The organism is Bradyrhizobium sp. SZCCT0148, from assembly GCF_018129985.1.
GTDB lineage: Bacteria > Pseudomonadota > Alphaproteobacteria > Rhizobiales > Xanthobacteraceae > Bradyrhizobium > Bradyrhizobium japonicum_H.
Map to the genome: position 1 here is coordinate 1114911 of NZ_JAFCKT010000001.1, position 26112 is coordinate 1141022.

Below are 26112 nucleotides of genomic sequence, written 5' to 3' on the forward strand. Positions count from 1 at the left end.
CCTATTCGGTGCCTTCCGAGCGGAAGATCGAGATCGAGATCGCACGTCCCTGTGAGAAATTGTAGCCGTCGATGCGGGTGCCGACCTTGTAGCGCAGCCCGATCGCCTCGGCGCGTTGCACGAAGCTGCGCTCCGAGCGCTGCTCGACCAGCGCGAAGCGGCAGCTGCCCTGCCGGAGGAAATCCGCCGCGCCCGAGCCGTCGGTGAGCAGCGTCTGCGTGCCGGTCAGGAACACAAGGCTCGGCTCGTGATAGCCGGCCGCCGCCGCCTTCGGCCCGACGCAGGTGACGTTGCGGAGCGCGCGAGCGATTTCGATGCTCGGAAACAGCGGCGTCAGCGACGGCAGCACGATGCCGTAGACCACCACCGCCAGCATCAGGGCCGCGACCAGCGCATTGAGCAGCGAGCGCTCGGCGCGGTTGTTGTCGTAGAGCCACCAGGCGAACAGGCCGAAGATGAGCGCCGCCGCAATGAATGGCCAGGCCACGAAAGCGGGCTGCCGCGTCAGCATCACCGCACCCACCACCGCGGTGATCGAGGCGACTGCGGGGATTGCGAACCACCAGGCCGAACCGCGCATCAGCCAGGAGCGCGACAGCACGCGCCGCTCCACCGCGCCGGCGGTGAGGATGGCGATCGCCGGATACAGCGGCAGCACGTAATGCGGCAGCTTGGTCAGGACCACCTCGAACACGATCCAGGACGGGATCAGCCAGGCCAGCAGAAACTGCGCGCCGGGCTCGCGCCTGGCCCGCCACACCGCGGGCGCCGCCAGCGCCGCCAGCGGCGCGCCCGGCCAGAACGTGATCCAGAACAGCGCGAGATACAATCCGGGCGGCGCGCCGTGGGATTCCTGGGCCCCGATCTTGCTCAACATGTCGCCGCCGACGGAGTCCGCAAAGAAGGCATCGCCCGCGCGCCAGAAGATCGCGACGAACCAGGGCAGCACCAGCACCAGCATCCACATCAGGCCCCAGACCGGGCGCAACCGCCACAGCCAGGAGGAATCGCGATCCTGGATCGCGAGCACGACGATGGTCAGGCCTGCGAACATCAGGATCAGCGGGCCCTTGATCAGGATGCCCACCGCAAGCGCGGTCCAGAAAATCGCGGGCCAGCTCCAGGGCGGACGTGTCTCTTCCTCCGCGCGCTGCCACGACAGATAGGCCCGCGCCATCGCGCCCATCGCGGCGACCACGCAGAGCAGCAGCATCGCGTCGGTCTTGGCGAGACGCGCCTCGACGCCGAGCAGCACGGATGCACACATCATCAGCGCCGCCAGCACCGCGGCGCGCCGCGTGACGAATCCGAGCGCGGTCCAATAGGTCATGAGCACCGCGCCGACCGCGCCGATCAGCGACGGAATCCGGTAGACCCAGATTCGCAATTCGGCCTTCGGCAGCTTCAACGCCGAGGCGATCTCGACTGCCGCCGATTGCAGCCAGTAGATGCCGACCGGCTTCTTGTAGCGGACGTCCTCCTGGAAGCGGATATCGACATATTCACCGCTCTCGACCATCTGCTTGGTGGCCTGGGCGAACCGCGCCTCATCGCGGTCGATCGGCGGGATCGTGAAGAAGCCTGGCAGGAACAATAGAAGTCCGCACAGCAGCAGGAAGGCGACGGCGCGGGCATGGCTGGCCGTGACGACATCCAGCAGGCGCACGAGCCGGCTGCCCGGATTCGCGGGCGATTTCGGCTCGCGGGGCGCTCCAAAACGGGGGCTAGGATAGGTCTCGACCATTGGTTCCGCTTACGCTGAAACCGCCATCGCCACAACCGCTTGAGGCGGGGTCATTGAATTCGAATGACGACTGTGTCCGCGGCGCCCGCGGCATCGATCACGGTGAGCCGCGCAAAGCCGGGACCGGGTGGATCGATCAGGCGCTGGCGGCGGCCGTCGATCTCGCCGAGCGCCGTACCGTTAACCATCACGGTCATGGGCAGCACGCCGCCGGCAACCTTGACCGGCATCGCAGCGCTCTCCTGCCCCCCGGATCGATCCACGTCGATCCGCGAGCCGTTGAGCGGAAATTGGATGTGCAGCGGCTGATCGCGGCCCGTTCGCACCAGCTCTCCTACCGGCCGGAACCGCTTCAGCGGCAACGGCAGCTTGGCATTGCTGGCAACCAGGGTTCCCCTTGGCGGCTTCGGCAAAGCGGCCAACGTCCTGCCGGTGCGGGCAAAGGCATCGAACAGGATCGGTGCGGCGGCGACGCGGCCGATCAGGCCCGGAACCGGCGCGCCGTCGGGACGGCCGACCCAGACGCCGATGGTCATCCGGCCGTCGAATCCGACCGACCAGGCGTCACGATAGCCGTAGGAGGTGCCGGTCTTGAAGGCGATGCGATTGTGAGCGGCATTATCCGGTGGCGGCGTTCCCAGCAGAACGTTGCCGACCTGCCAGGCGGCAACGGGGTCCAGCAGCCGAAGTGGCTCCCGGTCGTCCTTGTCAGCCATCACCTCGCGCAGCGCCTTGGTGGTGCCGAGCCGGGCGAAGCCTGTGTAGAGCTGGGCAAGATCCTGCAGCGTCACACCGACGCCGCCGAGCCCCATGGCGAGCCCCGGCGCTTCGTCCTTGGGAAGAACCAGATTGCCGCCGGCCTGCCGCAGCCGCGAGGCCAGCCGGCTGGAGCCGACGCGATCGAGCAGCACGATCGCCGGCACGTTCAGCGAGAGTTGCAGCGCCTTCCGCACCGGCACCGTACCCTGGAAGGTCATGTCGAAATTCTCCGGCGCGTAGGAGCCGAAGCGAACCGGCCGGTCGTCGATCAGGCTCTCAGGATGAACGAAGCCGTCCTCGAAGGCGAGCCCGTAGATGAAAGGTTTGAGCGTCGAGCCCGGCGAGCGGATCGCGCGGGTCATGTCGACCTGCCCTGCCCGGCTGTCGTCGAAATAATCGGCCGACCCCACGCGCGCCAGCACGTCGCCGCTCTCATTGTCGACCACGATGATGCCGACCGAGATGTTGGGCCCCAGCGCAATCGCGCGATCGCGTGCGAGCGGCTCCAGCACCTTCTGCAGGTTCGCATCCAGCGTCAGCCTGACGACCGGCGTGTCCTTGGCCGTCGACAGCGCGGTGTCGGAGGCATGCGGCGCCAGGATCGGCATCGGCTTGCGCAGTTTTGGAACAGGCACGGCCTTCGCTTGCCTGGCGTCGTCCGCGCTGACCACATGCTCCGCGACCATGCGGTCGAGCACGCGGTCGCGCGCCTTGCGCGCCGCCTCGGGATGGCGGTCTAGGCGGCGCGTCTCCGGCGATTGCGGCAGCGCGACCAGCAGTGCGGCTTCGGCCAGCGACAGCCGCTTCGGCTCCTTGCCGAGATAGCCGATCGACGCGGAGCGGATGCCTTCGAGATTGCCGCCGTAGGGCGCCAGCGCAAGATAGAGATCGAGAATCTGCTCCTTGCTCATGGTGCGCTCGATCTCGATCGCACGAACCATCTGCCGCAGCTTGGCGTAGAGCGAGCGTTGCCGCCGCGGCTCGATCAGCCGCGCCAGCTGCATGCTGATGGTCGAGCCGCCCGACACGATGTGGCCGCGGGTCGCGAGCTGCAGCGCGGCACGCCCGAGCGCCAGGGGGTCGAGACCGTTATGCGCGTAAAAGCGCTGGTCCTCATAGGCGAACAGCAGTTTCAGATAGGTCGGATCGACGTTGGATTTGGCATCGACAGGCAACCGCCACCGTCCGTCCGGCATCGCATAGGCACGCAGCAGCTTGCCGTTGCGGTCGACGATGGTGGTGGAGACGTGCCGGGGTTCGTCGAGCGGGAGCGGTCCGAGGGAATAGACCCAGCCAACGAAGCCGACGATGGCGAGGACGAGGGTCAGCGCGAGAGCAGAGAGCGCGCGAAACCCCCAGCCTCCTGCTTCGTCATGGCCGGGCGTGTCCCGGCCATCCACGTTCTTCGCCGCGGCACCGCAGTCCGTGGATGCCCGGGACATCCGCGCGAAGACGCGCTTCGCGCTTTTGCCCGGGCATGACGGCGGAGTATGTGGCGCGACCTCGCTCATCTCACTCACTTCGCCGGTCGCACCTCGACCGTCCCCGTGCCCGTCCGACCGTAGCGCGAGGGATTGTACATGTCCTCAACATAGGCCTGCGGCAGCACGTATTTGCCGGGAGAGACCACGCGCACGATATAGGCGACGGTGAAGACCGACTTGGAATCCGAGGCGCGATCGACCGCGGCGGTGAAGCGGTCGTCACGGAACTCGGTGTCCTCAGGCTCCTCGCCGTCCTCGATCCAGTCCAGCGTGCCGCTGTCGCCCGACGACACCAGCCTGGGGTTGTCGATCTCGAGACCCGCCGGAAGATAGTCGGACACCATGATGTGGCCGTACTCCGGCTTGGCCTCGGTGATCTTCAACACCACCGCAAAGCGCTGGTTCTGCTTGACCTTGCTGATGTCGGCCGGCTTGCCGTCAAGCGTGAAGAAGTTGCGCTCGATCTTGAAACCGTTGGACGCTGCCGGCTCCGGCGTCACCGGCGAGCCCGACACCGAGATCACCGCCTGCACGGGCGCGTCGCCAGTGTTGGTGATCTTCAACGGCTTGCCCTCCAGCGTCGCGGCCTTGTAGCTGCGATAGAGCGCGGTCTTGACCGGCTGGCCGTCCACTTCCATGGACAGGTTCTCCTTGGCCAGTGCGCGCGCCGCCAGCACAAGCCACGCATTTTCCTGCGTCGAGGTGTAAGGCGTAAGCCCGCGCGCGGTCTCGACGCGCGAGACCGCCTGCGTCAGCGTCGCCTTCGGCGCGTTGCCTTCGCTGGCCAGCGACACCAGAGCTGCGGCATCGCGAAGCTGCGAGCCGTAATCGGTACGGCCGAACTCCAGGACGGGCTTCGGCGCGAGGCTGTCGAGCGCGGCACCATAGACCCGTTCGGCGCGATTGCGGTCGCCGACGAGAGCGAGCGCTGCCGCGAGCTGCGACTTCGCGATCGGGGTCGCGAGGTTGTTCAGCTTGGTGTCGGCGAGATAGCGGAGATCGCCGATCGGCGCCGCGCCGTTACGGGCGAGCACGTAGAGGCCGTAAGCGAGATCGCGCCCGCCGTCCTTCTCCGGCTCGTTGCCGTTGACGACGGAGTTACGAACGCGGTCGAGCGCGTTCTTGAACAGCACGTCCGGCACCGCAAATCCCTTTTCGCGGGCGCGGGTCAGGAAGTCCGTTACGTAGGCATCGAGCCAGGCATCGTCGCCACCGGCGGACCACAGGCCGAACGAGCCGTTCGAACCCTGACGGGCCAACAGCCGCTCGATCGCATCGCGGATGCGCTGATCGACTTCGGTGTCCATCGCGAGGTGGGCACCGGCCGCGAGGTCGTTGACGTAAAGCAGCGGCATGGCGCGGCTCGTGATCTGCTCCGAGCAGCCATAGGGATAGCGATCGAGCGCTTTGAGGATCGTCGCGGCGTCGAGCGCGGTCGAAAGGCTTGCCGAGACCGAGACGCTGCCGGTGCCCGGCACCAGGTCGGAGAACATGTCCGAGGTGAGCGTCAGGCTCTCGCCCTTTGCCAGCGTGCGGATCGACCGCCGAGCCAACACCTGCGTCGCCGCCTTGACGTCGAACGCGTAGTGGCGCGCCAGCGTCAGGCCGTTCGGCCCCTTGATGTCGACGTCGAGCGTCGCCTGCCCCGCCGCGGTCGCATCGATCGCGAGCGCGAACGAATTGCGCTGCTTGGCGGCGAGCTTGACCGTGGTCGCCGGGTTGCCGGTCGTCTTTACCGGCCCCCCCGTCTTCACGTTGATGACGTAGTCGCCAGCCTGGCCCTCGACATTGTCGATCTCGAGATTGACCGTGCCATGGTCGCCGTTGAGCAGGAAGCGCGGCAAGGTCGTGGTCAGCACCACGGGGTCGCGGATCACGACATCGGTGTTGGCGCGGCCAAGCTTCGTCGCGGTCCACGCCACCGCCATCACCCGCGCGGTACCGGCAAACTCCGGAATGTCGAAGCTGACTTCCGCGCTGCCGTCAGCGCTGACCGTCACGATGCCCGAGTAGAGCGCGAGCGGCTTTTGTGTGGGCGGCGAGCCCTGCAGCTCGGCTGCTCCGGCGTCACCGCCCGACTTGATCTGGCCGCGCGTGCCGGACATGCCGTCGATCAGCTGCCCATAGAGGTCGCGAATCTCGGCGCTCAAACGGCGCTGGCCGAGATAATAATCGTCCGGCGCCGGCGGCTTGTAGTTGGTGAGGTTGAGGATGCCGACATCGACGGCAGCGATGACGATCTTGGCGTCCTCGCCCGGATTGAGTCCGTCGAACTTGACCGGGATCTTCAACGCCGCATTCGGCCGGATCAGCGCCGGCGGCGACAGCTTCACCTGCAAGGTGCGGGTCTGCTTGTCGATGCCGAACCATTTCAGGCCGATCGCCCTGCCCGGCATGCGCTGGGCCGCCGCGTCGAGTGGACGGCGCAGCGTCGCGACCACGTAAGCGCCGGTGCCCCAGTCCTTGCCGACCGGGAGCTTCACCTGGGCAGTGCCTTCCTTGACGTCGATGGTCTGGGTCGTCAGCAGGCGGTCGCCAAGCACGTTGATGGTGAGCTTGCCGGCGCTGCGGACGTTGACCGACACGGTCATGGTGTCGCCGGAGGAATATTGCGGCTTGTCGATCGAGGTTTCCAGCAGGTCCGGAGTGTCGGCGCTGCCGTCGGAGTACCAGCCGACGTCGAACTGCACCGAGGTCACCGGGCCGTCGGCATCGTTCGACTTCACGTCAAGCCGGTAGCGGCCCGGTTGCGGGTTGAGCGAAATGCGCGCCGGCTTATCGGCCGTAATGGTCACGTCACCGTCGGCGACGCGCGAGGTCGACTTGACCGGCTCATACTCCCAGTAATTGTTCTGGCGATACCATTGGTAGCGCGACTCCATCTTCAGGAGTTCGTAGCGCAGGCCGTCGCGGCGCAGCTTCTCGCCCTCGGGTGAGACGAACAGAACGTCGAACTCGGCCTTGTCGCCCTCGGCGACGTTCTTGGTGCCGAACAGCGGCTTGACGCCGATCTGCGCCGTGCTGGGCGCCACTGGCAGCACGATCTTGCGCTCGACGGCGCGGCCGCCGGTCTCGACCATGCGCACGAAAATCTGCGCCTCCTGCGGACGGGTCGAGGCCGGCTGCTTGTCCAGCGTCACCGGAAAGGTCGCAACGCCGTTGGCGTCGGCCTCAGGCAGGTTCTCGAGCGGCGTACGCTCGTTCGAGGTGGTTTCCTCGTCGGCAACGCCGAACTGGTAGCCGGCAAAGCCCGGACGCTCGGCCGCGGGCGCCACCAGCATGTCGCCTTCGAGCTGCAGGCCCGAGGCCGGCGCGCCATAGAGGAAATGGCCGTCCGCCTTAAGCTCCACTGGAGCGTTAGCTTTGATCAGCTTGTCTTTGGCGGACAAGTCGAATTCGATCCGATCGGGAACGTAGTCCTCGACCATGAAAGTGGTCTCGCCGACCGAGGAGCCCTTTGGATCGGTGAAGGCGCGCGCCCGCCATGTCCCGGTCGGCACGGCCGAGTTGAGCGGCACTGACAGCGTACGGCCACCCGCGCCCTGGTCGGGAAGCACGGCGCGTCGGTATTCCACGCCGTCGGGGCGCTCGATCACCATGGTCAGCGGCCCGCCGCTGACGGCGTTGCCCTGCCCGTCGCGCAAGAGTGCGGTCAGATAGACGGTCTCGCTGGAGCGGTAGACGCCGCGCTCGGCATAGACGAAAGCATCGGCGCCTGCCGGCACTGCCCGGCCGGAGACGCCGCGATCGGACAGATCGAAGGCGGAAGACTTCAAGCTGAGAAAGGCATAGTCCGCCTTCTCGCCGGTGACCGTCAGCATCGCCGGCGACAGGCCGCCCTCGCCGCGCGCAAGGCCCGCCTCGAACAACACATGGCCGCTGTCATCGGTCTTGCGGGTCGCCAGGATCTCGTTGTTGCGGGCAACCAGCCGCACCTCGGCCTTGCCGACCGGATCGGTCGAGGCCAGCGAGTTGACGAACACGTGGATGCCGTCATTGCCGGAATAGGCGGCGACGCCGAGATCGGAGACGATGAACCATTGCGTGGCGAGCTGATAATCGTCGTCCGAGCCCGGGCCCTTGGCGGCGGCCGTCATCACGTAGACGCCGGGCTGGAGCTCGCCGAGCGCCTGGTCGACCGGGAATGCCGTGGTGACATCCTGGTTCAGGGTCATCGCGGTCGCGAGCTCGCCGGTCCAGACCTTGACGCCGCGCTCGTCGCCGAGATCGCTGAGCTGGTATTTCGACAGCGTTTTCTGGAAATCGCTGTCGACCACCGTGTTGATCAGGTTGCGGTCGCCGATCCGGAAGACGCTGATGTTGACCGCTGGCGTGTTGACGCTGACCACGGGAATGCCGCGCTGGCCGGTTCGAGGCAGCACATAGGCCCGGCTGGTGAAGCGCACAAACGGCTTGCGGTCGCGCACATAGACGTTGAATTCGGCCGATTTCGGCAAACCCTCCTTCACCGTGGACGGCAGGCCGGCGCGCAGATTGATGTTGTAGCGCTCGCCATGCTTCAGGCCGTCGACGCAGAGCTGCTTGCCTTCGGCCGAGAGCGCCGGCTTGTCCTGGCCCGCCAGTGCCAGGTAAGGCGCGAAGTCGGTGCGCTTGGCCAACTCCTCGGAAAACTGGAAGCAAGCCCGCGGGCTCGCCGAATCCGAGTCCACGGTATAGTCGAGCAGCCGGAAGCCGTGCTCGTCGCGCATCTTCTCGTATTGGCCGCGGACGTCGGCTACCTCGCGCATGTCGAGGGACAGCCGCAGCGAATCCAGCGCCGGCCTCCACAGCTTGCGCTCCGACAGCGACTTGCCGAGCACCGCGAGCGCGTCGGCCTCCTCGCCCGGATTGCCGGCGCGCTGGTAGGCGATATAGGCTGCGGTCGAGGCGCGCTCCAGCAGGAAGGTCTGCTCGCTCGAGCTCTTCGGCGAGATCTGGAAGATGACCTTGGCGAGCCGCAGCCAATTGCCGGCGTCCTCGGGCGTGGTCGCCGCGATCTGACCGAGGACCGACAGGCCGCTGCGATAATCGTTGCGCCGGAAGGCGGCGTCGGCGTCCGTCTTCAGCGTCGCGTTGGTCTTGGCGACGGGCCCCGCCTCGCTTTTGATCTGGGCCTCGAGCTTGATCGCGGAATCGGCGAGGTCGTCGCGCTTGAACGCCTTGTCGGCGGCATGCGCTACGCCGAGGCCGAGTGCCAGCGTGGCGCAGATTGTGACGGCGCGAACAAGACCGATCATGATGGACTCCCGGAAATCGCGGCCAGCCGCCCGTGGGCAGCATGAAATGCGCGGAAAGGTGACGGACTCAAGGCGATGGAACCAAAGGTGCAAATCGTCGCATTCGCCATGGAAAGGCAAGCCCAGAGGAGACCGATCAAGATACCGCCGCTCACGCCGTCCTGATGGCGCAGCAATACCCGACCCGTCGACCGGCGGCCACATCCCGGAAGCTGACCAGCGTTTCCGGCGATGTGATCCATCGTCCAGTCCGCTGCCGCTCAACCCGGCACCCTGACATGCCACCGTCTCGCTTTGTCGCGGCTCTGAGCAAAACGGTTCGGTTCAGACTTGGCGAAAGACGATATTTTTCATATTTGGCATGGTAGATGAACAGCCGCCTCGTCTCCGGGGCGGCTCAAGACGGTCCCGTAGCTCAACTGGATAGAGCATCAGATTTCTACTCTGAGGGTTGCAGGTTCGATTCCTGCCGGGATCGCCAGCCTCATTCTGAATCCACCGCCCTTCACGAACGCGTGGGTAACCATACGCCGGCCTTTGAACGGCGCCGATCAGTCCTATGTAAGCGCCGGGCAAATTGCGCCCGGTTAAGGACTCCGATGCTTCCAGCCGAATGGACGAGAATGGCCATTGCATTCGCGGTGGCAATCGTCGCGATGTCATATCTGGCCATTGACGCTGGCGTTGTGAACCCCAGCGTGATCACGAGGCCCATCAAGGTGGCTCAAGCATCGATCATCGGCGCCGCCATGGGCCAGCATCAACTGTCCTTCGCCGTTCAGGAGTGGGCGCGTCCCACCCGTGACAACAACGAAAAGCCGGTCTTGGAGCATTGCCTGGCGATCGACTGATCGAGGCGTCTCTTCCGCGCAAGCCACGATAATCAACCTTCGCCACCTCTCGCCTGACGAACCTGCCACCACCGCACGATGGCCGCGGTGAGACCGTCCCACACCTGCGTCGGCAGGTCGGAGACCGCCACCCGCACGCTGTACTGGTCCGTTGTCGCGTCGTGAAACCATTCGGTCGCGGCAAAGTCGAAACCGAAGCTGCCGGCATGGCGAATCGGGAAGCCCTCGGCGCGGAGTTGGTTACTCATGTCCTCGGCGGCCTGCCGCGCGCTCGCCTCGTCGAGAGGGCGACGGCCCCGCAAGGTGACGTAGAGACCATGGGCGAAATGGAGTTCGGACGACAGCGCCGGGAGCCTTGCAGCAAAATAGCGCGCCGTGCTTCGACCGTTGCGCAAGATCGCCGCGACACGCCGCTTCGTGAGGGCCCAGTAGGTCGCGCTGCCGACAAAGGGTGGGAAGTGCGCCGGCAACGCCGCGCCGCCGAGCAGTCGCACCGCGTTGCGGGTTTCGGCTTCAAGACGCGTCCATTCAGGCCGCCTCGATCGCTGCCGGTGATCATCCCCCCGCACGAAAACCGCCGAGCCGAGGCGGCCATATTCAGCCCCGAGCGAATCGAGCTTGTTGTGGCTTCGCGCCAGCACCAGCGGAATGCCGTAACGCCGTGCCCAGCTCAGGACACGCCGGATCCGGCCCGAGCTGCCCGCGAAGCATGTCGTATCGAAAATCACGAGATCGAGACCGGAGCCGTCGCTTCGGACCGCCGCCTCGAAAGCGCCGGCGAGGGAGCACGAATCCAGCAACAAAATCTTGGGCGAGTTCGCCGAAGCGAATGCATCGCCCAGCGGCAGACTCAAAGCCACGAGCCGCAGATGAGGAACCAGGCCCTCGATCAGCTCCAGCGTCTCGCCATAGGAGCCGGGTAGCACAAGCAAATCAGCCTTCTCGACGATTTGCGCCGAGGCGAGCAGCACAGCTGAGATCGCGGCCATGCCTGAAGCCGTATAGATCGCCTCGCTCATGCCGCTGTCGAGCTCGTAGAAGGAAGGACCGCGCACGGTAAGATCGGCCCGCTGGTAATCGTAGCGGAACTCGAACGGCCCGCTGACAGGTTTGGCGGCGTGCGACCAGGACGTTTCCGTCGCCTTCCACGCCTGCAGCTCGTGCTCTGCCCTGAGCGCCGCAGTGATCCGGAATTTGGCCGCGACGACCTCGTCGACCGATCGCGGACGTGTCAAATCGAGACGATGGCTCAGGCAGTCATTCAACAGCCGGAGTTCGCAGTGCTTCCGTTCAAGATAGGCTTCAATGCTCTCCATGGGCATTTTGGCAGATCGACGTCTCAGGAGATCGGGGTTTTCGTTGGCGAAACGGGCCTTCAACGTGCGGCAAGCGCGTTGGCTCCTATTGCGCATGCGCCTGCAACGAACGTCGAGCTTCGCTGTTGGGACCAGACAAGGAGGACGACATGTCTGAGATCAGCGAGCATATGAAAATCATCGGCAAAGGCGGCGCACATGTCGGCACGGTCGACAGCGTCGAAGGCAACCGCATCAAGCTGACGCGCAAGGACAGCCCGGAAGGTCACAAGGATCATCATCATTACATCGACACAAAATATGTCGGCGCCGTCGAAGGCGATGTCGTGAAACTTTCGATGAATGCCGACGCCATACCGAAGACGGAAGCCACCTGAACATCGAGCAGTTCGTGGGGCATCATGTTTGTTCACGATCCGACTCCGCTTCGTTCCAAACAGGACGAATCGCAATCTCAATATCGGCGCTGCCGATGTCTTAACGTTGCGTTTCGTCGGATCGGAGCGGATCGATCACGTAGCGACGGACACGAGCATCGGTCGCAAGCGGTACGCGTCGATCGCGGCATTCGACAACAACAGCCTGCGCCGCTCTCCTCGCAGCATCAACCTGTCGATCCGGTTCAGGATGAAGCGGGCGGAGTCCTCGCGCTCGCCTGTCAGCAAGCCGGATCGGTCGAGATATTTCCAGGCGATGTCGAAGGATTGTGTGCGCAACTCGGGGTCGGTCATGGACGGCCAACGTCCGCAGGGAACGGAGGTTCCTGTTCGAGCGCGAGCAAGCCGAGCCTCCCAGCACAACGCTGAGCCTATCGAACACGGCACAACAAAATGCGTCGCGGCACGGAACGAGATCTCGACCGGTACGTTGGAAGACACGAAATCTGGTGGTGCCGACCTCCCTGCCCCGGTCGGCTTTGAAGGGCCCCGTGCTTGTCCCCCGAGCACGGGGTTTTTCTCATTGAGATCAGCCCTCTGCCACCGATCGCGGCCCGCATCGTTCTGCGAAAATCCCCAGAGAAGGGCCTCAGTCCGCCCGCTCATCGCGGCGTTCGCGGGCCAGCTCGTGCCAGGCAAGGGCCAACTGGATCAGCCGTTGCCGGTCGGCACCTTCCGATGCCGCGGCCCGCTTCATTGCGGCCTCCGCTTCGTGCTGTGGGTCGTACTTGATACACATGAGACCGGACTCTAGCCGGCCATCTGGACCAGCACATGGCAATTTCATCCGTATGATTGCGGGGTAACGTCTGCATTTGCCAGACGGGGGGTGCGGGCGACTGGCTCACCACCCATGACTGCTTGCGAAGCCATTCGGCTGAGTTCATCCAGGCCAACTGTGAATTGCGTCACAGTCTGCGACCGGTATCTCGGTTAAACCATACCTCGACACTCTCGGCAGCACGCGGAGACATCGATGGCATTTCCCGTCATGACACACGAAGCAGCAGCCCCGGCCCACGTCCCGACGCAACGACAAAGGGCCGACCTGCTCGGTATCGCCTATCTCGGGACCATCGGCGTCGTGATGGTGGCCTGGATCGCCGGCCTGGTCTGGGGCGCGATTGCGTTCTTCAACTGGCTGGTGTGACGCAGCGCGAGCGTTGGCGCGCTCAGGGCTTGCGACGCTTCAGAACAGGCAGTGCACCACCTGCCCCATCTTGATCCCGCCGCAAACGATCATGGCCCAAAGCGCCAAGCTGATCTGGATTGCATCCAGCATGTCCCACGTCCCCGCGAATCGCTTTCCCAAATTTTTTCTTTTGAGAATCGCGTGAAGCCGCGCCGGGAGCCAGTGCTTTTTTGAGGCAGTTGTTGTGCGCCGCCGAACGCCGGACCGAGAGACCTCTCGGACAATCGGTGACGGCACCAAAATATGAAAAGAGGCGGGCAAATGCGCCCGCCTCCGTCAGCTCAGCATGAAAGCAGTGCCTTTAGCGGCACGCCCGCGGATCAGTCGGCACGTACTGCCCATCCGGATAGCGGTAGTAACAATTGCCTTGCGACCAGTAGTAGCCCGGCTGGGATGCCGCGGTGGCACCCGCGATGGCTCCGGTCGCGCCGCCGAGAACCGCGCCCGCGGCCGCCCCGCTCGCATTGCCTGAGATTAATCCACCGAGCACGCCGCCGACGATGGCGCCGCCCAGCGCGCTTACGCCGGGATCAGCCGGCGGCGGAGGCGGAGGTGGCGGTGCATAGGCGACCGGAGGCGGCGGCGGGGCGTAGGCCACCGGCACGTCATCGTAGTACTCTTCAGAGATATAGCCGGGCGGGCCAGCCATCCGTTGCGGATAATAATACCAGACACCGCCAACGTCCCACCACCAGCCGGAGCGGCCGTTGTGGACTTCGTGGCGCCAGCGCCCGCCGTCCCAAGAGCGATTGCCCCGGTAGACCTGTCCGCCCCAGTCGCGCGTCGGAGCGGGACCACGGGCGACGTGACGTCCCGGCGGCGGACCGCCGGCGCCGTGCGGACCGGGACCGGCATGGGGCGGGCCATTGGGCTGCGGCGCGGGCCGGGCCGCCTGCTGCGGCGGGCTCTTGCGGATGGTCTGGCTGTCCGGCGGCGGCGCCCCAGCGCCCGCGCGCGCCGGAGGCTGGCCGGCGTCCCTCGGCGGCCTGGCGTCCTGGGCTTGCGCCGGAATCGCGAGCAACGACATGGCCGAAACCACGGGAATGATGATCTTCATGCGACTGAACGCAGTCATGCGTGCTTGACCCCAACTTTCTCGATTGCCGTGGTGCCCGCCGCGATACACGCTTCGAATCGCGCTTGGCTTGATGCCGGCTGATATAGCTGACCCCGCTTGGTCGGCTAAGTCGCGTTACAAATGGTAGGATCAGGGCATTTTTTCGGCTCGACGGACCGCGTGGGGGCGCATCTAGCGGGCCGGTTCGATCACGTTGCAATTGCGTCGCCCGGACATCAGACAGTCCTGCATCTTGCTGGCTGCGGTGAGGTCCCGCGCGAGCCACCAGCCGACGCCGAGGATCAGGATCGCGATGATCAAGCCGGCGATGGCACCGCGACGGCTGTCACCGGATTGGGGCCTCGGCCGGGATTTCGGCTTCTCGCCCGGGTCGGGGGCGGACTCCAGCTTGGACTCGGGCTTGGACGTGGGCATGGCAACCTGTTGCGCGGGCGAGCCGGCTTACCACCTCTGCGACGCCCCGTCACATCCGGGCCCCATTCGGCAGGCTCAGCCCCGGGTCGCCCGGATCGCATCCTTGCGCGAGGTTTCGACCGCCGGAATCGCCTGCTGGAGCCGCGGTGCGCAGGTCGTGAGCACGAACGCGGTCTGGGTACATTCCCAGTCAGCCCCCAGGACGGCACTCTCGATGGGCTGCGGACGAGCGAGCAGCAGCGCGGCCCCCGCCGCGGCAACCAAAGCCAAGGCGATCGCGAGCGCCTTCAGGCGGAAGTGGAAGATCGTCATGCCCGTGCTCCGTCACGTATCGGGGCGGACGCTAGGCGTCGCCCTCGTGGTCCCTTATGAGGGACATCACAATTCGGCAGTTTTTCCGGGCTACGATGAGGTCGTCTGGGCGGCGACTTTTCGTCTACCTGATCGGCTGCGATTATGGGTGGCGTAGCGACGCGCGGCGATGTAAACGCTTCTGCGTCGCGTGGCGCCTGCTATGCCCAGCCGACGTACCAACCGATGTGATGTAGGATCGGAAGCGAGGAAGACAAGGCTCGTCGATGAGTGGATTCAGGGAACCCGGTTTCGCAGACCGGCAGAAGGCGGCGCAGGACGCACGCAAAAACCTTTTGAACAAATTCAAGTCGCAGCCCGGGGCCGATGATCCCGCGGTTGTGGCGAAGCGTGCCGAGCGCGAGGCCCTCGCGGCCAAGCGGGCCGAGGCGAAGGCTGCGCGCGAGGCCGAGAAGGCCGAGCAGAAGCGCCTTGCAGAAGAGGCTGCCGCGCTCGAAGCCGCCCGGATCGCCCGCGAAGCCGAAGAAGCCATCGCAAGGGCGGCCGAAGCCGAAGCCGAGCAAAAGGCCAAGCGCGACGCTCGCTATGCCGCCCGCAAGGCGAAGCGTAAGTAGCTATCGCAGTCACGTTCAATTGAATTTGGACTGAAAGACTCAGGGGCGGTCGGCGTGACTGCCCCTGGCTTTTTGGCGCGCGTTTGCCTGTCGCCAACGCTGCCACGACGAGAGAAGATCAGTTCTTCTTCATCATCCCGTCGTCCTTCTTCATGCCGTCCTTCGACATGTGATCCTTCTTCATGCCGTCGTCCTTGGACATGGTGTCCTTCTTCATCATGCCGTCCTTGGACATCGTGTCCTTTTTCATCATGCCGTCATCCTTGCCCATCTTGTCCTGAGCAAAGGCGGCCGGCGCGAGCGCGAGGCCAAGCGAGAGGACGGCAGCGGAGACGCCGAGCACGATGCGGGTACGAATGATCATGAGTGCAATTCCCTTCGGGATTGAGTTTGTCAGCGACGGACGCCGCTACTCAGTTTCGACGGAGTGACGCCCGGCGTTGTTACGGCCTCGCCGATAAAATTCTGAGGCGTTGCCGCCTCTCGCAATCGCGGACGCGCGGGCCCCACCGATTGCGAACGGCCCAGGTGCTGCAGCGCAGCACGGCCACCCCCTTGCCCCCGCATTCGGTCTCGAACTATCAGATGAGAGAATATCGGGTGAAAGACCGGCTAGGATGGGCCTACGCACCGGTCGCACGACCCGCTCACATCACGCCAACAAGAACCGTCCAAAGAAACGTTCAAGGGATCACACCATGCTCACGCGCCGCCATCTGATCGCGACCGCTGTCGCTGCACCCGCCATCCTCCGCTTCGGCACCGGGACGGCCCATGCCGCGACCACACTGAAGATTTCGCATCAATTCCCGGGCGGCACCATCGACAAGGGCGATTTCCGCGACCGGCTCTGTCGCATGTTCGCAGCTGAAGTTGCCAAGCGCAGCAATGGCGACATCGCCGCCGAGATTTACCCGAACTCGTCGCTGATCAAGACCAACGCGCAGTTCTCCGCGATGCGCAAGGGCGCGCTCGACATCAGCCTCTATCCGATGCCCTACGCCGGCGGCGAATTGCCGGAGACCAATATCGGCCTGATGCCCGGCCTCGTGACCACCTACGACCAGGGCCTGCGCTGGAAGAAGGAGCCGGTCGGCAAGGCGCTGACCGACTTCCTCGCCGACAAGGGCATCATCCTGCTCACCTGGGTGTGGCAGGCCGGCGGCGTCGCCAGCCGCTCCAAGGCGATCGTCGCGCCGGAAGACGCGAAGGGCCTCAAGGTGCGCGGCGGCTCGCGCGAGATGGACATGGTGCTGCAGACCGCCGGCGCTTCGGTGCTCTCGGTGCCCTCGAATGAAATCTACGCGGCGATGCAGACCGGCGCCTGCGATGCCGGCATCACCTCCTCGACCAGCCTGATCTCGTTCCGTCTCGAAGAGGTCGCGAAGTCGCTGACCTCAGGGGCCGGCGCATCCTACTGGTTCATGCTCGAGCCGCTGATGATGTCGAAAGCGATCTTCGACAAGCTGCCGAAAAACCAGCAGGACATCCTGCTCGCGGTCGGCACCGAGCTCGAAGCCTTCGGCCGCAAGGGTGCGCAGGACGACGACGTCGAGGTCGCCAAGGTCTACGAGAAGGCCGGCGCGAAGGTCTCGGCGCTCGATGCCGCGACCGTCGGCAAGTGGCGCGACATCGCCCGCGACACGGCCTGGAAGGACTACAGCGCCAAGACCGCGACCGCTGCAAACCTGCTCAAGCTCGCCACCGACGTCGCGGCATGAGCCACGGTCCGATTCCGGATCGTGACGCCCGCTCTGACGCTGCCGCAGGCACGGGCCCTGCGGCGGCGATTGATCGCGGTCTCGCCATCCTCAACAACATCATCGTCGTGTTCGCCGCGATCGCGCTGGTCGCGGCCTGCGCCATCCTGAGCTACAGCGTGCTCAGCCGTGCCCTGTTCAAGGCCGCCAATTACTGGCAGGACGAGGCCGCCGTGTTCCTGCTGGTCGGTGCCACCTTCATGACGGCCGCCTATGTGCAGCAGAACCGCGGCCATATCGGCATCGAGGCTTTTGTCGGCCTGCTGTCGCCGCTGGCGAACCGGATCAGGCTCTGGCTGGTCGATGCCGTCACGTTCCTGTTCTGCGCCTTCTTCACTTGGAAGTCCTGGACGCTGGCCCACGAGGCCTATGTCGACGGCCAGGTCTCGAACTCGATGTGGTCGCCGCCGCTCGCTATCCCCTATTCGCTGATGGCGCTCGGCATGAGCCTGCTCTGCATCCAGATCCTCGTGCAGCTTGCGCTGCCCTTCACCGGAGCCAAGCGTTCATGAGCGTGTTAGGAATAGGCATCGCCTACGGCGTTGCGACACTGCTCGTCATGTTCTCGGGCATGCCGATCGCATTCGCGCTCGGCGCGGTCGCGATCGTCTTTATGGGCATCTACATGCCCACAGCGTCGCTCGATACGGTGACTCAGAACGTCTACGAGGAAATGGCCTCGATCACACTGTTGTCGATCCCGCTCTTCATCCTGAAGGGCGCGGCGATCGGCAAGTCGCGCGCCGGCCAGGATCTCTATTCAGCCCTTCATGCCTGGCTGCACCGCGTGCCCGGCGGCCTCGGCGTCGCCAACGTGTTCGCCTGCGCACTTTTCGCGGCGATGGCGGGCTCGTCGCCCGCAACCTGCTCGGCGATCGGCTCGGCCGGCATCCCCGAGATGCGCAAGCGCGGCTACTCCGGCGGCTTTGCGGCCGGCATCATCGCTGCCGGCGGCACGCTTGGCATCCTGCTGCCGCCATCGATCACCATGATCCTGTTCGCGGTCGCAGCCGAAAAATCGCTCGGGCGGCTGTTTCTCGCCGGCATCGGGCCGGGCCTGCTGCTCGTCACGCTGTTCGGTGCCTACGCTGTCATCCGTTTCCGCCAGGAATACGCCGCGGCCGAAGCGGTCTACAAGAATGGCGGCCCGGAGGCGCCGATCCTGCAGCGCGACGAATATACGCTGGCCGAACGCTTCAGCGTACTGCCGCGCGTGATCCCGTTCGTGCTGCTGCTTACCGGCGTCATGATCGCGCTCTATGGCGGCTACGCCACCCCGTCGGAGACCGCCGGCCTTGGCGGACTGCTGGCGCTGGCGCTGATCGCGGCGATCTACAGCGTCTGGCGGCCGAGCGACCTCGCACCGATCATGAAGTCGACGATCCGGGAATCGACCATGCTGATGATGATCATCGGCATGTCGCTGCTCTATTCCTACGTGATGAGCTATCTGCACATCTCGCAGTCGGTCGCCGAATCCATCGTCGCGATGCACCTGCCGCGCTGGGAACTGCTGTTTGCGATCCTCGTCATGGTGGTCGTGCTCGGCTTCTTCCTGCCGCCGGTTTCCATCATTCTCATGACCGCGCCGATCATCCTGCCTCCCTTACGCGCCGCCAATTTCGACATCATCTGGTTCGGCGTGGTCATGACCATCGTGATGGAGATGGGACTGATCCATCCCCCCGTCGGCCTCAACATCTTCGTCATCCGCAACGTCGCACCGGACATTCCGCTGCGCGAGGTGATCTGGGGCACACTGCCGTTCGTGCTGCTGATGATGCTCGCAGTGCTGTTGCTATGTTTCTTCCCGGGAATCTCGACCGGGCTGCCGGATCTGGTGATGGGGCCGGACGGGAGCCACTAGCTTCCAATTGCCTTAGGGTGGGCAAAGCGAAGTGTGCCCGCCGATCCGCAGATACTCTTCCTAAGGGATGGTGGGCACGGCGCTACGTGCCTTAGCCCGTCCTACGAAGCAGCCCGCTTCCTCTTCGCATTCAGCGCGGACGCCACGCGGCTCACCGGCGGCTTGCCGAGCACGTCGCTCATCGTGTTGGTGGCAGCGAGCAGCTTCTCCATGTCGACGCCGGTCCTGACGCCCATGCCTTCGAGCATGTAGACGACATCCTCAGTCGCGACATTGCCGGTCGCACCCGGCGCGTAGGGACAGCCACCGAGGCCGCCGGCGGCGGCATCGATGACGCGCACGCCCTCCTCCATCCCCGCATAGAGATTGGCGAGCGCTTGCCCGTAAGTGTCGTGGAAGTGCATGGCAAGCTTTGCCGGCGGGATGTTGGCGGCAACCGCGCGCAGCATCTCCCTGGCCTTATCAGGCGTGCCGACGCCGATGGTGTCGCCGAGCGAGATCTCGTAGCAGCCGAGATCCCACAGCGTGCTCGCCAGATCAGCCACTGCCTTCGGCTTGATCTCGCCGTCGAACGGACAACCGAGCACGCAGGAAATATAGCCGCGCACCGGTGTGCCATCGGCCTTCGCGCGCGCCAGCACCCGCTTGAAGCGCTCGATCGACTCTGCAATCGTGCAGTTGATGTTGGCGCGCGAAAAGCCCTCCGAGGCCGCCGCGAACACCGAGGCCACTGTCGCCCCGGCCGCGCGCGCGGCGTCATAGCCCTTTTCGTTTGGCACCAGCACGTGGAACTCGGCGCCCCTGACGTGGCTTACACCGCGCAGCACGGCATCCGAGTTCGCCATCTGCGGGATCGCTTTGGGCGAGACGAACGCACCGACCTCGACCGTATCGAGGCCGGCCCCGACCAGCGCTTCGATGAAGGCGATACGGTCCTCGACGCTGACCGGCGTCTTCTCGTTCTGGAGCCCATCGCGCGGGCCCATTTCGATGATGCGGACCTGGTCGCTCATCTCACTCTCCCCCAGTCATTCGTTCGAAGGCTCGACCACGGCGAGTTCGACGCCCTCCTGCACGATGTCGCCCACCTTGCACTTGATGGACGTCAGCACGCCGGCATAGGGCGCGCGAAGTGTCTGCTCCATTTTCATCACTTCCAGGGTGAGGATCGGGGCGCCCTTCTCCAGCTTCGCCCCTTCCTCCGCCAGCACGGCGACGACCGTGCCCGGCAACGGTGCCGCGATCTTGTCCGCGCCGGTCTGCTCCTCGGTCTCGCCGCCGAACGGATCGACCCAGTGCAGGTCGAAGCGGCCGTTACGCGTGCGCAAGTAAAGCTCGTGCCCGGTAATGACCGCGGCGACCGACGATTTGACGCCGTCGAGCGTCAGGTCAAAGCCGCCGTCCTTCGCAACGATCGAGAACGCCAATTCGCGCTCGCCGATGACCAGCGTCGATGGTCCGCTGCCGTAGTTCAGAACGACCTGCTGCTCGGGCCCATGCCCGACGCGAAAGGCAAAGCGCCGCTGCCGACGGCCGACCGGCTGCCAGCCGAAGGTCTGCCAGGGCGAATTCGCCTCGCTTTGGGCGGCCTGCTGCTCGCCGTTGATAACAGCAGCGACGGCCGCACAGAGCTCGAGCTCACCCGGCACCTGCGACGCCTGTGTCAGCACCGCCAGTTCGCGCTCGATGAAGCCGGTATCGATGGCATTGGTCCGCACCTTCGGATGCGTCATCAGCGCCGACAGGAACGGGATGTTGGTGACGATCCCGCGGACGTCGGACTCCTCCAGCCCGCGGTTCAGCCGCTCGATCGCGACCTCCCGCGTCGGCGCCCAGGCAATCATCTTTGCGAGCATGGCGTCGTAATACGGCGAGACGCTATCGCCCTCGCGATAGCCGGCATCGATCCGCAAGCCCCCGCCTTCTGCCGGCAAGCGCCAGGTCGAAATCCTGCCGACCGACGGCATGAAATTCTTGGTCGGGTTCTCGGCATAGACGCGCGCCTCGACGGCGTGGCCGTTGAGCCGGATCTCGTCCTGCTTCAGCGGCAGCGCCTCACCGAAGGCGACGCGCAATTGCCACTCGACCAGATCAATTCCCGTGATCAACTCGGTCACGGGGTGTTCGACCTGGAGCCGGGTGTTCATCTCGATGAAGAATACATCCTTGCCGTCGGAGACGAACTCGATGGTGCCGGCGCCGACATAGTTCACGGCGCCCGCCGCTTTTCGCGCGGCGGCACAGACCGTCTCGCGCTGGGCAGGATTGAGCGTCGGCGACGGCGCCTCCTCGATCACCTTCTGATGACGGCGCTGCAGCGTGCATTCGCGCTCGAAAAGCGACAGCAGATTGCCGTGGCTGTCGCCGACGATCTGCACCTCGATATGCCTGGGATTGTCGACATATTTTTCGATCAGCATGCGATCGTCGCCAAACGCGGCCTTGGCCTCGCGCTTGGCGCTGACGATGGCTGGCGCAAGCTCTTCGGCCGAGCGCACGATGCGCATTCCGCGGCCGCCACCGCCGGCGGAGGCCTTCACCAGGATGGGGAAGCCGACCTTGTCGGCCGCCTTCGCCAGCGTGGCGTCGTCCTGCGCATCGCCGTGATAGCCGGGCACTAGCGGCACCCCTGCTTTCTCCATCAGTGCCTTGGAGCCGGATTTCGAGCCCATTGCGTTCATCATGTCGGCAGTTGGGCCGACGAAGACGAGGCCGGCATCGTAACAGGCCTGCGCGAACTCGGCATTCTCCGACAGAAATCCGTAACCGGGATGGACGGCCTCGGCGCCTGTCTTCTTCGCAGCTTCAATCAACCGATCGACATTGAGATAACTGTCGCGGGCGCGAGCCGGCCCCAGCAGCACGGCTTCATCCGCGAGTGCGACATGCATCGCGTCGCGATCGGCTTCGGAATAGACCGCGACCGTGCGCAGGCCCATGGCACGCGCGGTGCGGATGACGCGGGCTGCGATCTCGCCACGGTTGGCGATCAGGAGCGTGCGAAAACGCCGGTAGAGCTTTGAGCGGTCCATCGCATCACATCCTGAACAGGCCGAATTTCGTCGGCTCGATCGGCGCATTCGACGCCGCCGAGAGACCAAGACCAAGCACGAGGCGCGTGTCGGCGGGGTCGATCACGCCGTCGTCCCACAGCCGCGCGGTGGCATAATAGGGATGCCCCTGGCTCTCATATTGCGCGCGGATCGGCTCGCGGAATTTATCTTCTTCGTCCTTGGACCAGCTCTCGCCCTTGGCCTCGATGTTGTCGCGGCGGACCTGGCTCAGCACCATCGAGGCCTGCTCGCCGCCCATCACCGAGATGCGCGCATTCGGCCACATCCACAGGAAACGCGGTGAGTAGGCGCGGCCGCACATGCCGTAATTGCCGGCGCCGTAAGAACCGCCGATCACCACGGTGAATTTCGGCACCGAGGCGGTGGCGACCGCCGTGACCAGCTTGGCGCCGTCGCGCGCGATGCCGCCGGCCTCGTATTTCTTGCCGACCATGAAGCCGGTGATGTTCTGCAGGAACACCAGCGGGATACCGCGCTGGCAGCACAGCTCGATGAAATGTGCGCCCTTCAGCGAGCTCTCGCTGAACAGGATGCCGTTGTTGGCGATGATGCCCACCGGATAACCCCAGATGTGGGCGAAGCCGCACACCAGCGTAGTGCCGTAAAGCTTCTTGAACTCGTCGAACTCGGAGCCGTCGACGACCCGGGCGATGATGTCGCGTACGTCGAACGGCTTGCGGCCGTCGACGGGTACCACGCCGTAGATCTCCTCGGCAGCGAACAGCGGATCTCGCGGCGGATGCATGTTGAGATGAGGCCGTGCCGACGGCTTCAGCGTGCCGACGATGCGCCGCGCGATGCCGATCGCATGGGCATCGTTTTGCGCATAATGGTCCGTGACGCCCGACTGACGCGAATGCACGTCGGCGCCGCCGAGCTCCTCCGCGCTGACGACCTCGCCGGTCGCGGCCTTCACCAGGGGAGGACCGCCGAGAAAGATGGTCCCCTGGTTGCGCACGATGATGCTCTCATCCGACATCGCCGGGACATAGGCACCGCCGGCGGTGCACGAGCCCATCACGATCGCGATCTGCGGAATGCCCTGCGAGGACATCTGCGCCTGGTTGTAGAAGATGCGGCCGAAATGCCGCTCGTCCGGAAAGATCTCGTCCTGCAGCGGCAGGAAGGCCCCGCCGGAATCGACCATGTAAACACAGGGAAGATTGTTCTGCCGCGCCACATCCTGCGCGCGGAGGTGCTTCTTCACGGTCATGGGGTAATAGGTGCCGCCCTTGATGGTGGCGTCGTTGGCGACGATGACGCATTCGCGGCCCGCGATGCGCCCGACCCCGGTCACCACGCTGGCCGAATGCACGTCACCGCCATAAAGGCCGTAGGCCGCGAGCGGCGACAGCTCCAGGAACGAGGTGCCGGGATCGACCAGCAGATCGACCCGCTGGCGCGCCAGCATCTTGCCGCGCGAGGTGTGCCGGTTGCGCGAGACTTCGCCGCCGCCGCCAGCGACCTGGCTGAGCTTTTCGCGCAAGTCCGCGACAAGCGAGCGCATGGCCTCGGAGTTGCGCGCAAAGTCTGACGACGACGGATCGATGCTGGAATGGAGCGGCATGTTGATTCCAATGGAGTGAAGGTGTTAGTCCGTCTCGGACATCAGTTCGCGGCCGATCAGCATGCGGCGAACTTCGGACGTCCCAGCGCCGATCTCGTACAGCTTCGCGTCGCGCCACAGGCGCCCCACGGGGAAGTCACTGGTATAGCCGACGCCGCCAAGCGCCTGGATTGCCTCGCCCGCCATCCACGTTGCCTTCTCCGCGGAATAGAGGATCGCAGCCGCCGCGTCCTTGCGCAAGCTGCGGGCGTGGTCGGCGCGGTCGCAGGCGCGGCCCACCGCATAGACGTAGGCGCGCGTGGCCTGCCAGGTCGAATACATGTCGGCGAGCTTGCCCTGCATCAGCTGGAAGTCACCGATCGGTTGGCCGAACTGCTTGCGCTCGTGCATGTAGGGCACAACCGCATCCATGCAGGCGGCCATGATCCCGAGCGGCCCCCCCGAGAGCACTGCGCGTTCATAGTCGAGCCCGGACATCAGCACCTTGACGCCCTCGCCCACCCTGCCGAGCACGTTCTCCTCGGGCACCTCGCATTCGTCGAAGAACAGCGGATAGGTGTTGGAGCCGCGCATGCCGAGCTTGTCCAGATGCTGGCCGTGGGTGAAGCCCTTGAAACCCTTCTCGACCAGGAAGGCGGTCATGCCGCGTGGGCCGGCCTCCGGATCGGTCTTGGCGTAGACCACCAGCACGTCGGCATCGCCGCCATTGGTGATCCACATCTTGGAGCCGTTGAGCACATAGCGATCGCCGCGCTTGTCGGCACGCAGCTTCATCGAGACCACGTCCGATCCCGCACCGGGCTCGGACATCGCGAGCGCGCCGACATACTCGCCGGAGATCAGCTTCGGCAGATAGCGCTGCCGCTGCGCGTCGTTGCCGTTGCGGCGAATCTGGTTGACGCAAAGGTTGGAGTGGGCGCCGTAAGACAGGCCAACGGCTGCGGAGCCGCGCGAGACCTCCTCCATGGCAACGATGTGGGCGAGATAGCCCATGTTCGAGCCGCCATATTGCTCCGGCGCGGTCATGCCGTGCAGGCCGAGGTCGCCAAGGCGCTTCCAGAGGTCGGCCGGGAACAGATTGGCTTTCTCGATCTCAGCGGCGCGGGGCGTGATCTCCGCCTCCACGAAGGCGCGCACGGTGTCGCGCAGCATGCTGATGTCTTCGCCCAGATCGAAATCGATGCTCGGGATGTTCAAGGCGATTCCTCCGTCTTTTATCGCCCGAACCTACCTCCGTCCGGGCGCCTTGGCGGTCGAAAAGGTTGCATTTTCCGCCAACTTTGGCGAGGATTTTTCATGCCTTTTCAAGCCGCCACCGCGACGCCCCGCCGTGCCATGACCCCCGCCGCCTTCGTCCGCGGTGTGGTCGCCGCTTATGCCCGCTACGGGGGGGACGCGACCGAGGCCCTGGGCAAGGGCCAGGTCACCGAAGACCTCGTCTATTCCGGGGACGGACGTATCACAGCGGCCCAGTTCGAGGCATTGGCCGGTCACGCCATGCGTGAGCTCGACGACGAGGCGCTCGGCTGGTTCACGCGCCGGCTGCCCTGGGGCACCTATGGCATGCTGTGCCGCGCCTCGATCACGGCGCCCAATCTCGAAGTCGCTCTCAAGCGCTGGTGCCGGCATCATCGGCTGTTGACCGAGGACGTGCTGTTCGAGCTCGCGGTTGGCGACGAGACCGCGACCATCTCCATTCGCGAGCAGCGCGACCTCGGAAATCTCCGGGAATTCTGCCTGGTCACCCTGCTCCGTTACGTACTCGGCTTTTCATGCTGGGCGGTCGATTCCGCCATCGCGCTGCGCGCGGCGGAATTTCCCTTTGCCGAGCCCGGCCATGTCTCGGTCTATCCGACCATCTTCTGCAAGAACCTGAGCTTCGATGCCGGCAGCGCCCGCATCGTCTTCGACAAGCACTATCTTTCGCTGCCATTCACGCGCAGCGCGGCCGATCTCGACAGCATGCTCAAGGGCGCGTTGCGGCTGACCGTGCTCCCTTACAGGCGCGACCGGCTGCTGGTCGAGCGCGTTCGCCGCGTGCTTCGCAATGGGCGCGGCCGCAGTCTCGGCGCCGAGGATGTCGCAAGCGAGCTCGCGCTATCAACCCGCACCATGCATCGGCGCCTGCGCGAGGAGGCCACCTCGCTGCGCGATCTCAAGGAAGAGGCAAAGTTCGAACTGGCAAAACAAGAGCTGATGCGTGGACGTGCGCCGATCAAGCGCATCGCGGAGATCGCCGGCTTCCGCAATGAGAAGAGCTTTTCCCGCGCCTTCCGCACCTGGACAGGCGCGAGCCCGCGAGAGTTTCGCGGCAGGTATCGCTGAAACTTCATCCGGAATGGGGCGTCGGGCCTCGTCGCGTCAATCCAAACAGGCGAGCGCCGTTCACCTCATGACAGGCAGACC

At 65.1% G+C, this 26112-nt stretch carries 21 protein-coding genes and 1 tRNA gene; 9 read left to right on the forward strand and 13 right to left on the reverse strand.

The features are described 5' to 3' along the window. Position 1 precedes the first annotated feature (1 nt). From JQ580_RS05350 to JQ580_RS05360, 3 genes are all read right to left on the reverse strand, one after another. Positions 2-1744, reverse strand: coding sequence for an ArnT family glycosyltransferase (locus tag JQ580_RS05350; protein WP_212278637.1), 1743 nt, complete (start codon positions 1742-1744; stop codon positions 2-4). A gap of 50 nt (positions 1745-1794) precedes the next feature. Continuing rightward, positions 1795-3903: a penicillin-binding protein 1C gene (gene pbpC / locus JQ580_RS05355; protein ID WP_212278638.1), complete on the reverse strand. Its 2109-nt coding sequence runs from the start codon at positions 3901-3903 to the stop codon at positions 1795-1797. Positions 3904-4019: 116 nt separating this feature from the next. Further along, the gene (locus JQ580_RS05360; protein ID WP_212278639.1) at positions 4020-9224 is read right to left on the reverse strand and encodes an alpha-2-macroglobulin family protein; all 5205 of its coding nucleotides are present in this window, start codon (positions 9222-9224) and stop codon (positions 4020-4022) included. Between the two features lie 404 nt (positions 9225-9628). On the opposite strand from JQ580_RS05360, the gene JQ580_RS05365 reads away from it, so the two are divergent. Together JQ580_RS05365 and JQ580_RS05370 are read left to right on the forward strand one after the other, a co-directional pair. Next, a tRNA-Arg gene (locus tag JQ580_RS05365) sits at positions 9629-9705 on the forward strand. Between the two features lie 142 nt (positions 9706-9847). Then, positions 9848-10075, forward strand: coding sequence for a hypothetical protein (locus JQ580_RS05370; protein ID WP_212278640.1), 228 nt, complete (start codon positions 9848-9850; stop codon positions 10073-10075). A 32-nt stretch (positions 10076-10107) separates the two neighbouring features. Here the strand turns inward: JQ580_RS05370 and JQ580_RS05375 are convergent, their stop codons facing one another. Then, positions 10108-11391, reverse strand: a complete 1284-nt coding sequence (locus tag JQ580_RS05375; RefSeq protein WP_212278641.1) for a hypothetical protein — start codon at positions 11389-11391, stop codon at positions 10108-10110. Between the two features lie 149 nt (positions 11392-11540). Here JQ580_RS05375 and JQ580_RS05380 point away from each other — a divergent pair, with 149 nt between their 5' ends. After that, a complete protein-coding gene (locus JQ580_RS05380) occupies positions 11541-11768 on the forward strand; it encodes a DUF2171 domain-containing protein (RefSeq protein ID WP_212278642.1) in 228 nt (75 codons plus the stop codon). Positions 11769-11903: 135 nt separating this feature from the next. Here JQ580_RS05380 and JQ580_RS05385 read toward each other — a convergent pair whose 3' ends face one another. Next, positions 11904-12122 (reverse strand): hypothetical protein, encoded by a 219-nt coding sequence (locus JQ580_RS05385; RefSeq protein ID WP_212278643.1) that lies wholly within the window; start codon positions 12120-12122, stop codon positions 11904-11906. Positions 12123-12804: 682 nt separating this feature from the next. On the opposite strand from JQ580_RS05385, the gene JQ580_RS05390 reads away from it, so the two are divergent. Continuing rightward, positions 12805-12978, forward strand: coding sequence for a hypothetical protein (locus JQ580_RS05390; RefSeq protein WP_212279272.1), 174 nt, complete (start codon positions 12805-12807; stop codon positions 12976-12978). Positions 12979-13321: 343 nt separating this feature from the next. On the opposite strand, the gene JQ580_RS05395 is transcribed toward JQ580_RS05390, so the two are convergent. The 3 genes from JQ580_RS05395 to JQ580_RS05405 all read right to left on the reverse strand — a co-directional run bounded on the left by JQ580_RS05395 (position 13322) and on the right by JQ580_RS05405 (position 14824). Continuing rightward, the gene (locus JQ580_RS05395; protein WP_212278644.1) at positions 13322-14095 is read right to left on the reverse strand and encodes a hypothetical protein; all 774 of its coding nucleotides are present in this window, start codon (positions 14093-14095) and stop codon (positions 13322-13324) included. A gap of 174 nt (positions 14096-14269) precedes the next feature. Next, a complete protein-coding gene (locus JQ580_RS05400) occupies positions 14270-14512 on the reverse strand; it encodes a hypothetical protein (protein WP_212278645.1) in 243 nt (80 codons plus the stop codon). Between the two features lie 75 nt (positions 14513-14587). Continuing rightward, positions 14588-14824 (reverse strand): hypothetical protein, encoded by a 237-nt coding sequence (locus JQ580_RS05405; RefSeq protein ID WP_212278646.1) that lies wholly within the window; start codon positions 14822-14824, stop codon positions 14588-14590. Positions 14825-15090: 266 nt separating this feature from the next. Between JQ580_RS05405 and JQ580_RS05410 the strand changes: the two genes are divergently transcribed. After that, positions 15091-15438, forward strand: a complete 348-nt coding sequence (locus tag JQ580_RS05410; protein WP_212278647.1) for a DUF6481 family protein — start codon at positions 15091-15093, stop codon at positions 15436-15438. 118 nt (positions 15439-15556) lie between these two features. Here JQ580_RS05410 and JQ580_RS05415 read toward each other — a convergent pair whose 3' ends face one another. After that, positions 15557-15802 (reverse strand): pentapeptide MXKDX repeat protein, encoded by a 246-nt coding sequence (locus tag JQ580_RS05415; protein ID WP_212278648.1) that lies wholly within the window; start codon positions 15800-15802, stop codon positions 15557-15559. A gap of 334 nt (positions 15803-16136) precedes the next feature. Between JQ580_RS05415 and JQ580_RS05420 the strand changes: the two genes are divergently transcribed. From JQ580_RS05420 to JQ580_RS05430, 3 genes are read left to right on the forward strand one after another with little or no spacing between them, the layout of a single operon-like run. After that, positions 16137-17159, forward strand: a complete 1023-nt coding sequence (locus tag JQ580_RS05420) for a TRAP transporter substrate-binding protein (protein ID WP_212278649.1) — start codon at positions 16137-16139, stop codon at positions 17157-17159. After that, on the forward strand, positions 17156-17710 hold the full coding sequence (locus tag JQ580_RS05425; protein ID WP_212278650.1) for a TRAP transporter small permease: 555 nt from the start codon (positions 17156-17158) through the stop codon (positions 17708-17710). The genes JQ580_RS05420 and JQ580_RS05425 overlap by 4 nt, the downstream gene beginning before the upstream one ends. After that, positions 17707-19065 carry a TRAP transporter large permease gene (locus tag JQ580_RS05430; protein ID WP_212278651.1) on the forward strand — a complete coding sequence of 453 codons (1359 nt, stop codon included), beginning with the start codon at positions 17707-17709 and terminating at the stop codon, positions 19063-19065. Before JQ580_RS05425 ends, JQ580_RS05430 begins: the two co-directional genes overlap by 4 nt. Before the next feature lie 101 nt (positions 19066-19166). Here the strand turns inward: JQ580_RS05430 and JQ580_RS05435 are convergent, their stop codons facing one another. Genes JQ580_RS05435 through JQ580_RS05450 form a run of 4 tightly spaced genes read right to left on the reverse strand, consistent with a single transcriptional unit; the run spans position 19167 to position 24858 of the window. Beyond that, positions 19167-20078 carry a hydroxymethylglutaryl-CoA lyase gene (locus JQ580_RS05435; protein WP_212278652.1) on the reverse strand — a complete coding sequence of 304 codons (912 nt, stop codon included), beginning with the start codon at positions 20076-20078 and terminating at the stop codon, positions 19167-19169. A gap of 15 nt (positions 20079-20093) precedes the next feature. Continuing rightward, on the reverse strand, positions 20094-22097 hold the full coding sequence (locus tag JQ580_RS05440; RefSeq protein WP_212278653.1) for an acetyl/propionyl/methylcrotonyl-CoA carboxylase subunit alpha: 2004 nt from the start codon (positions 22095-22097) through the stop codon (positions 20094-20096). Between the two features lie 4 nt (positions 22098-22101). Beyond that, on the reverse strand, positions 22102-23706 hold the full coding sequence (locus JQ580_RS05445) for a carboxyl transferase domain-containing protein (protein WP_212278654.1): 1605 nt from the start codon (positions 23704-23706) through the stop codon (positions 22102-22104). Between the two features lie 24 nt (positions 23707-23730). Beyond that, positions 23731-24858, reverse strand: coding sequence for an isovaleryl-CoA dehydrogenase (locus tag JQ580_RS05450; protein WP_283813952.1), 1128 nt, complete (start codon positions 24856-24858; stop codon positions 23731-23733). A 144-nt stretch (positions 24859-25002) separates the two neighbouring features. On the opposite strand from JQ580_RS05450, the gene JQ580_RS05455 reads away from it, so the two are divergent. Further along, positions 25003-26031 carry an AraC family transcriptional regulator gene (locus JQ580_RS05455; RefSeq protein ID WP_212278656.1) on the forward strand — a complete coding sequence of 343 codons (1029 nt, stop codon included), beginning with the start codon at positions 25003-25005 and terminating at the stop codon, positions 26029-26031. Positions 26032-26112: the final 81 nt, after the last annotated feature.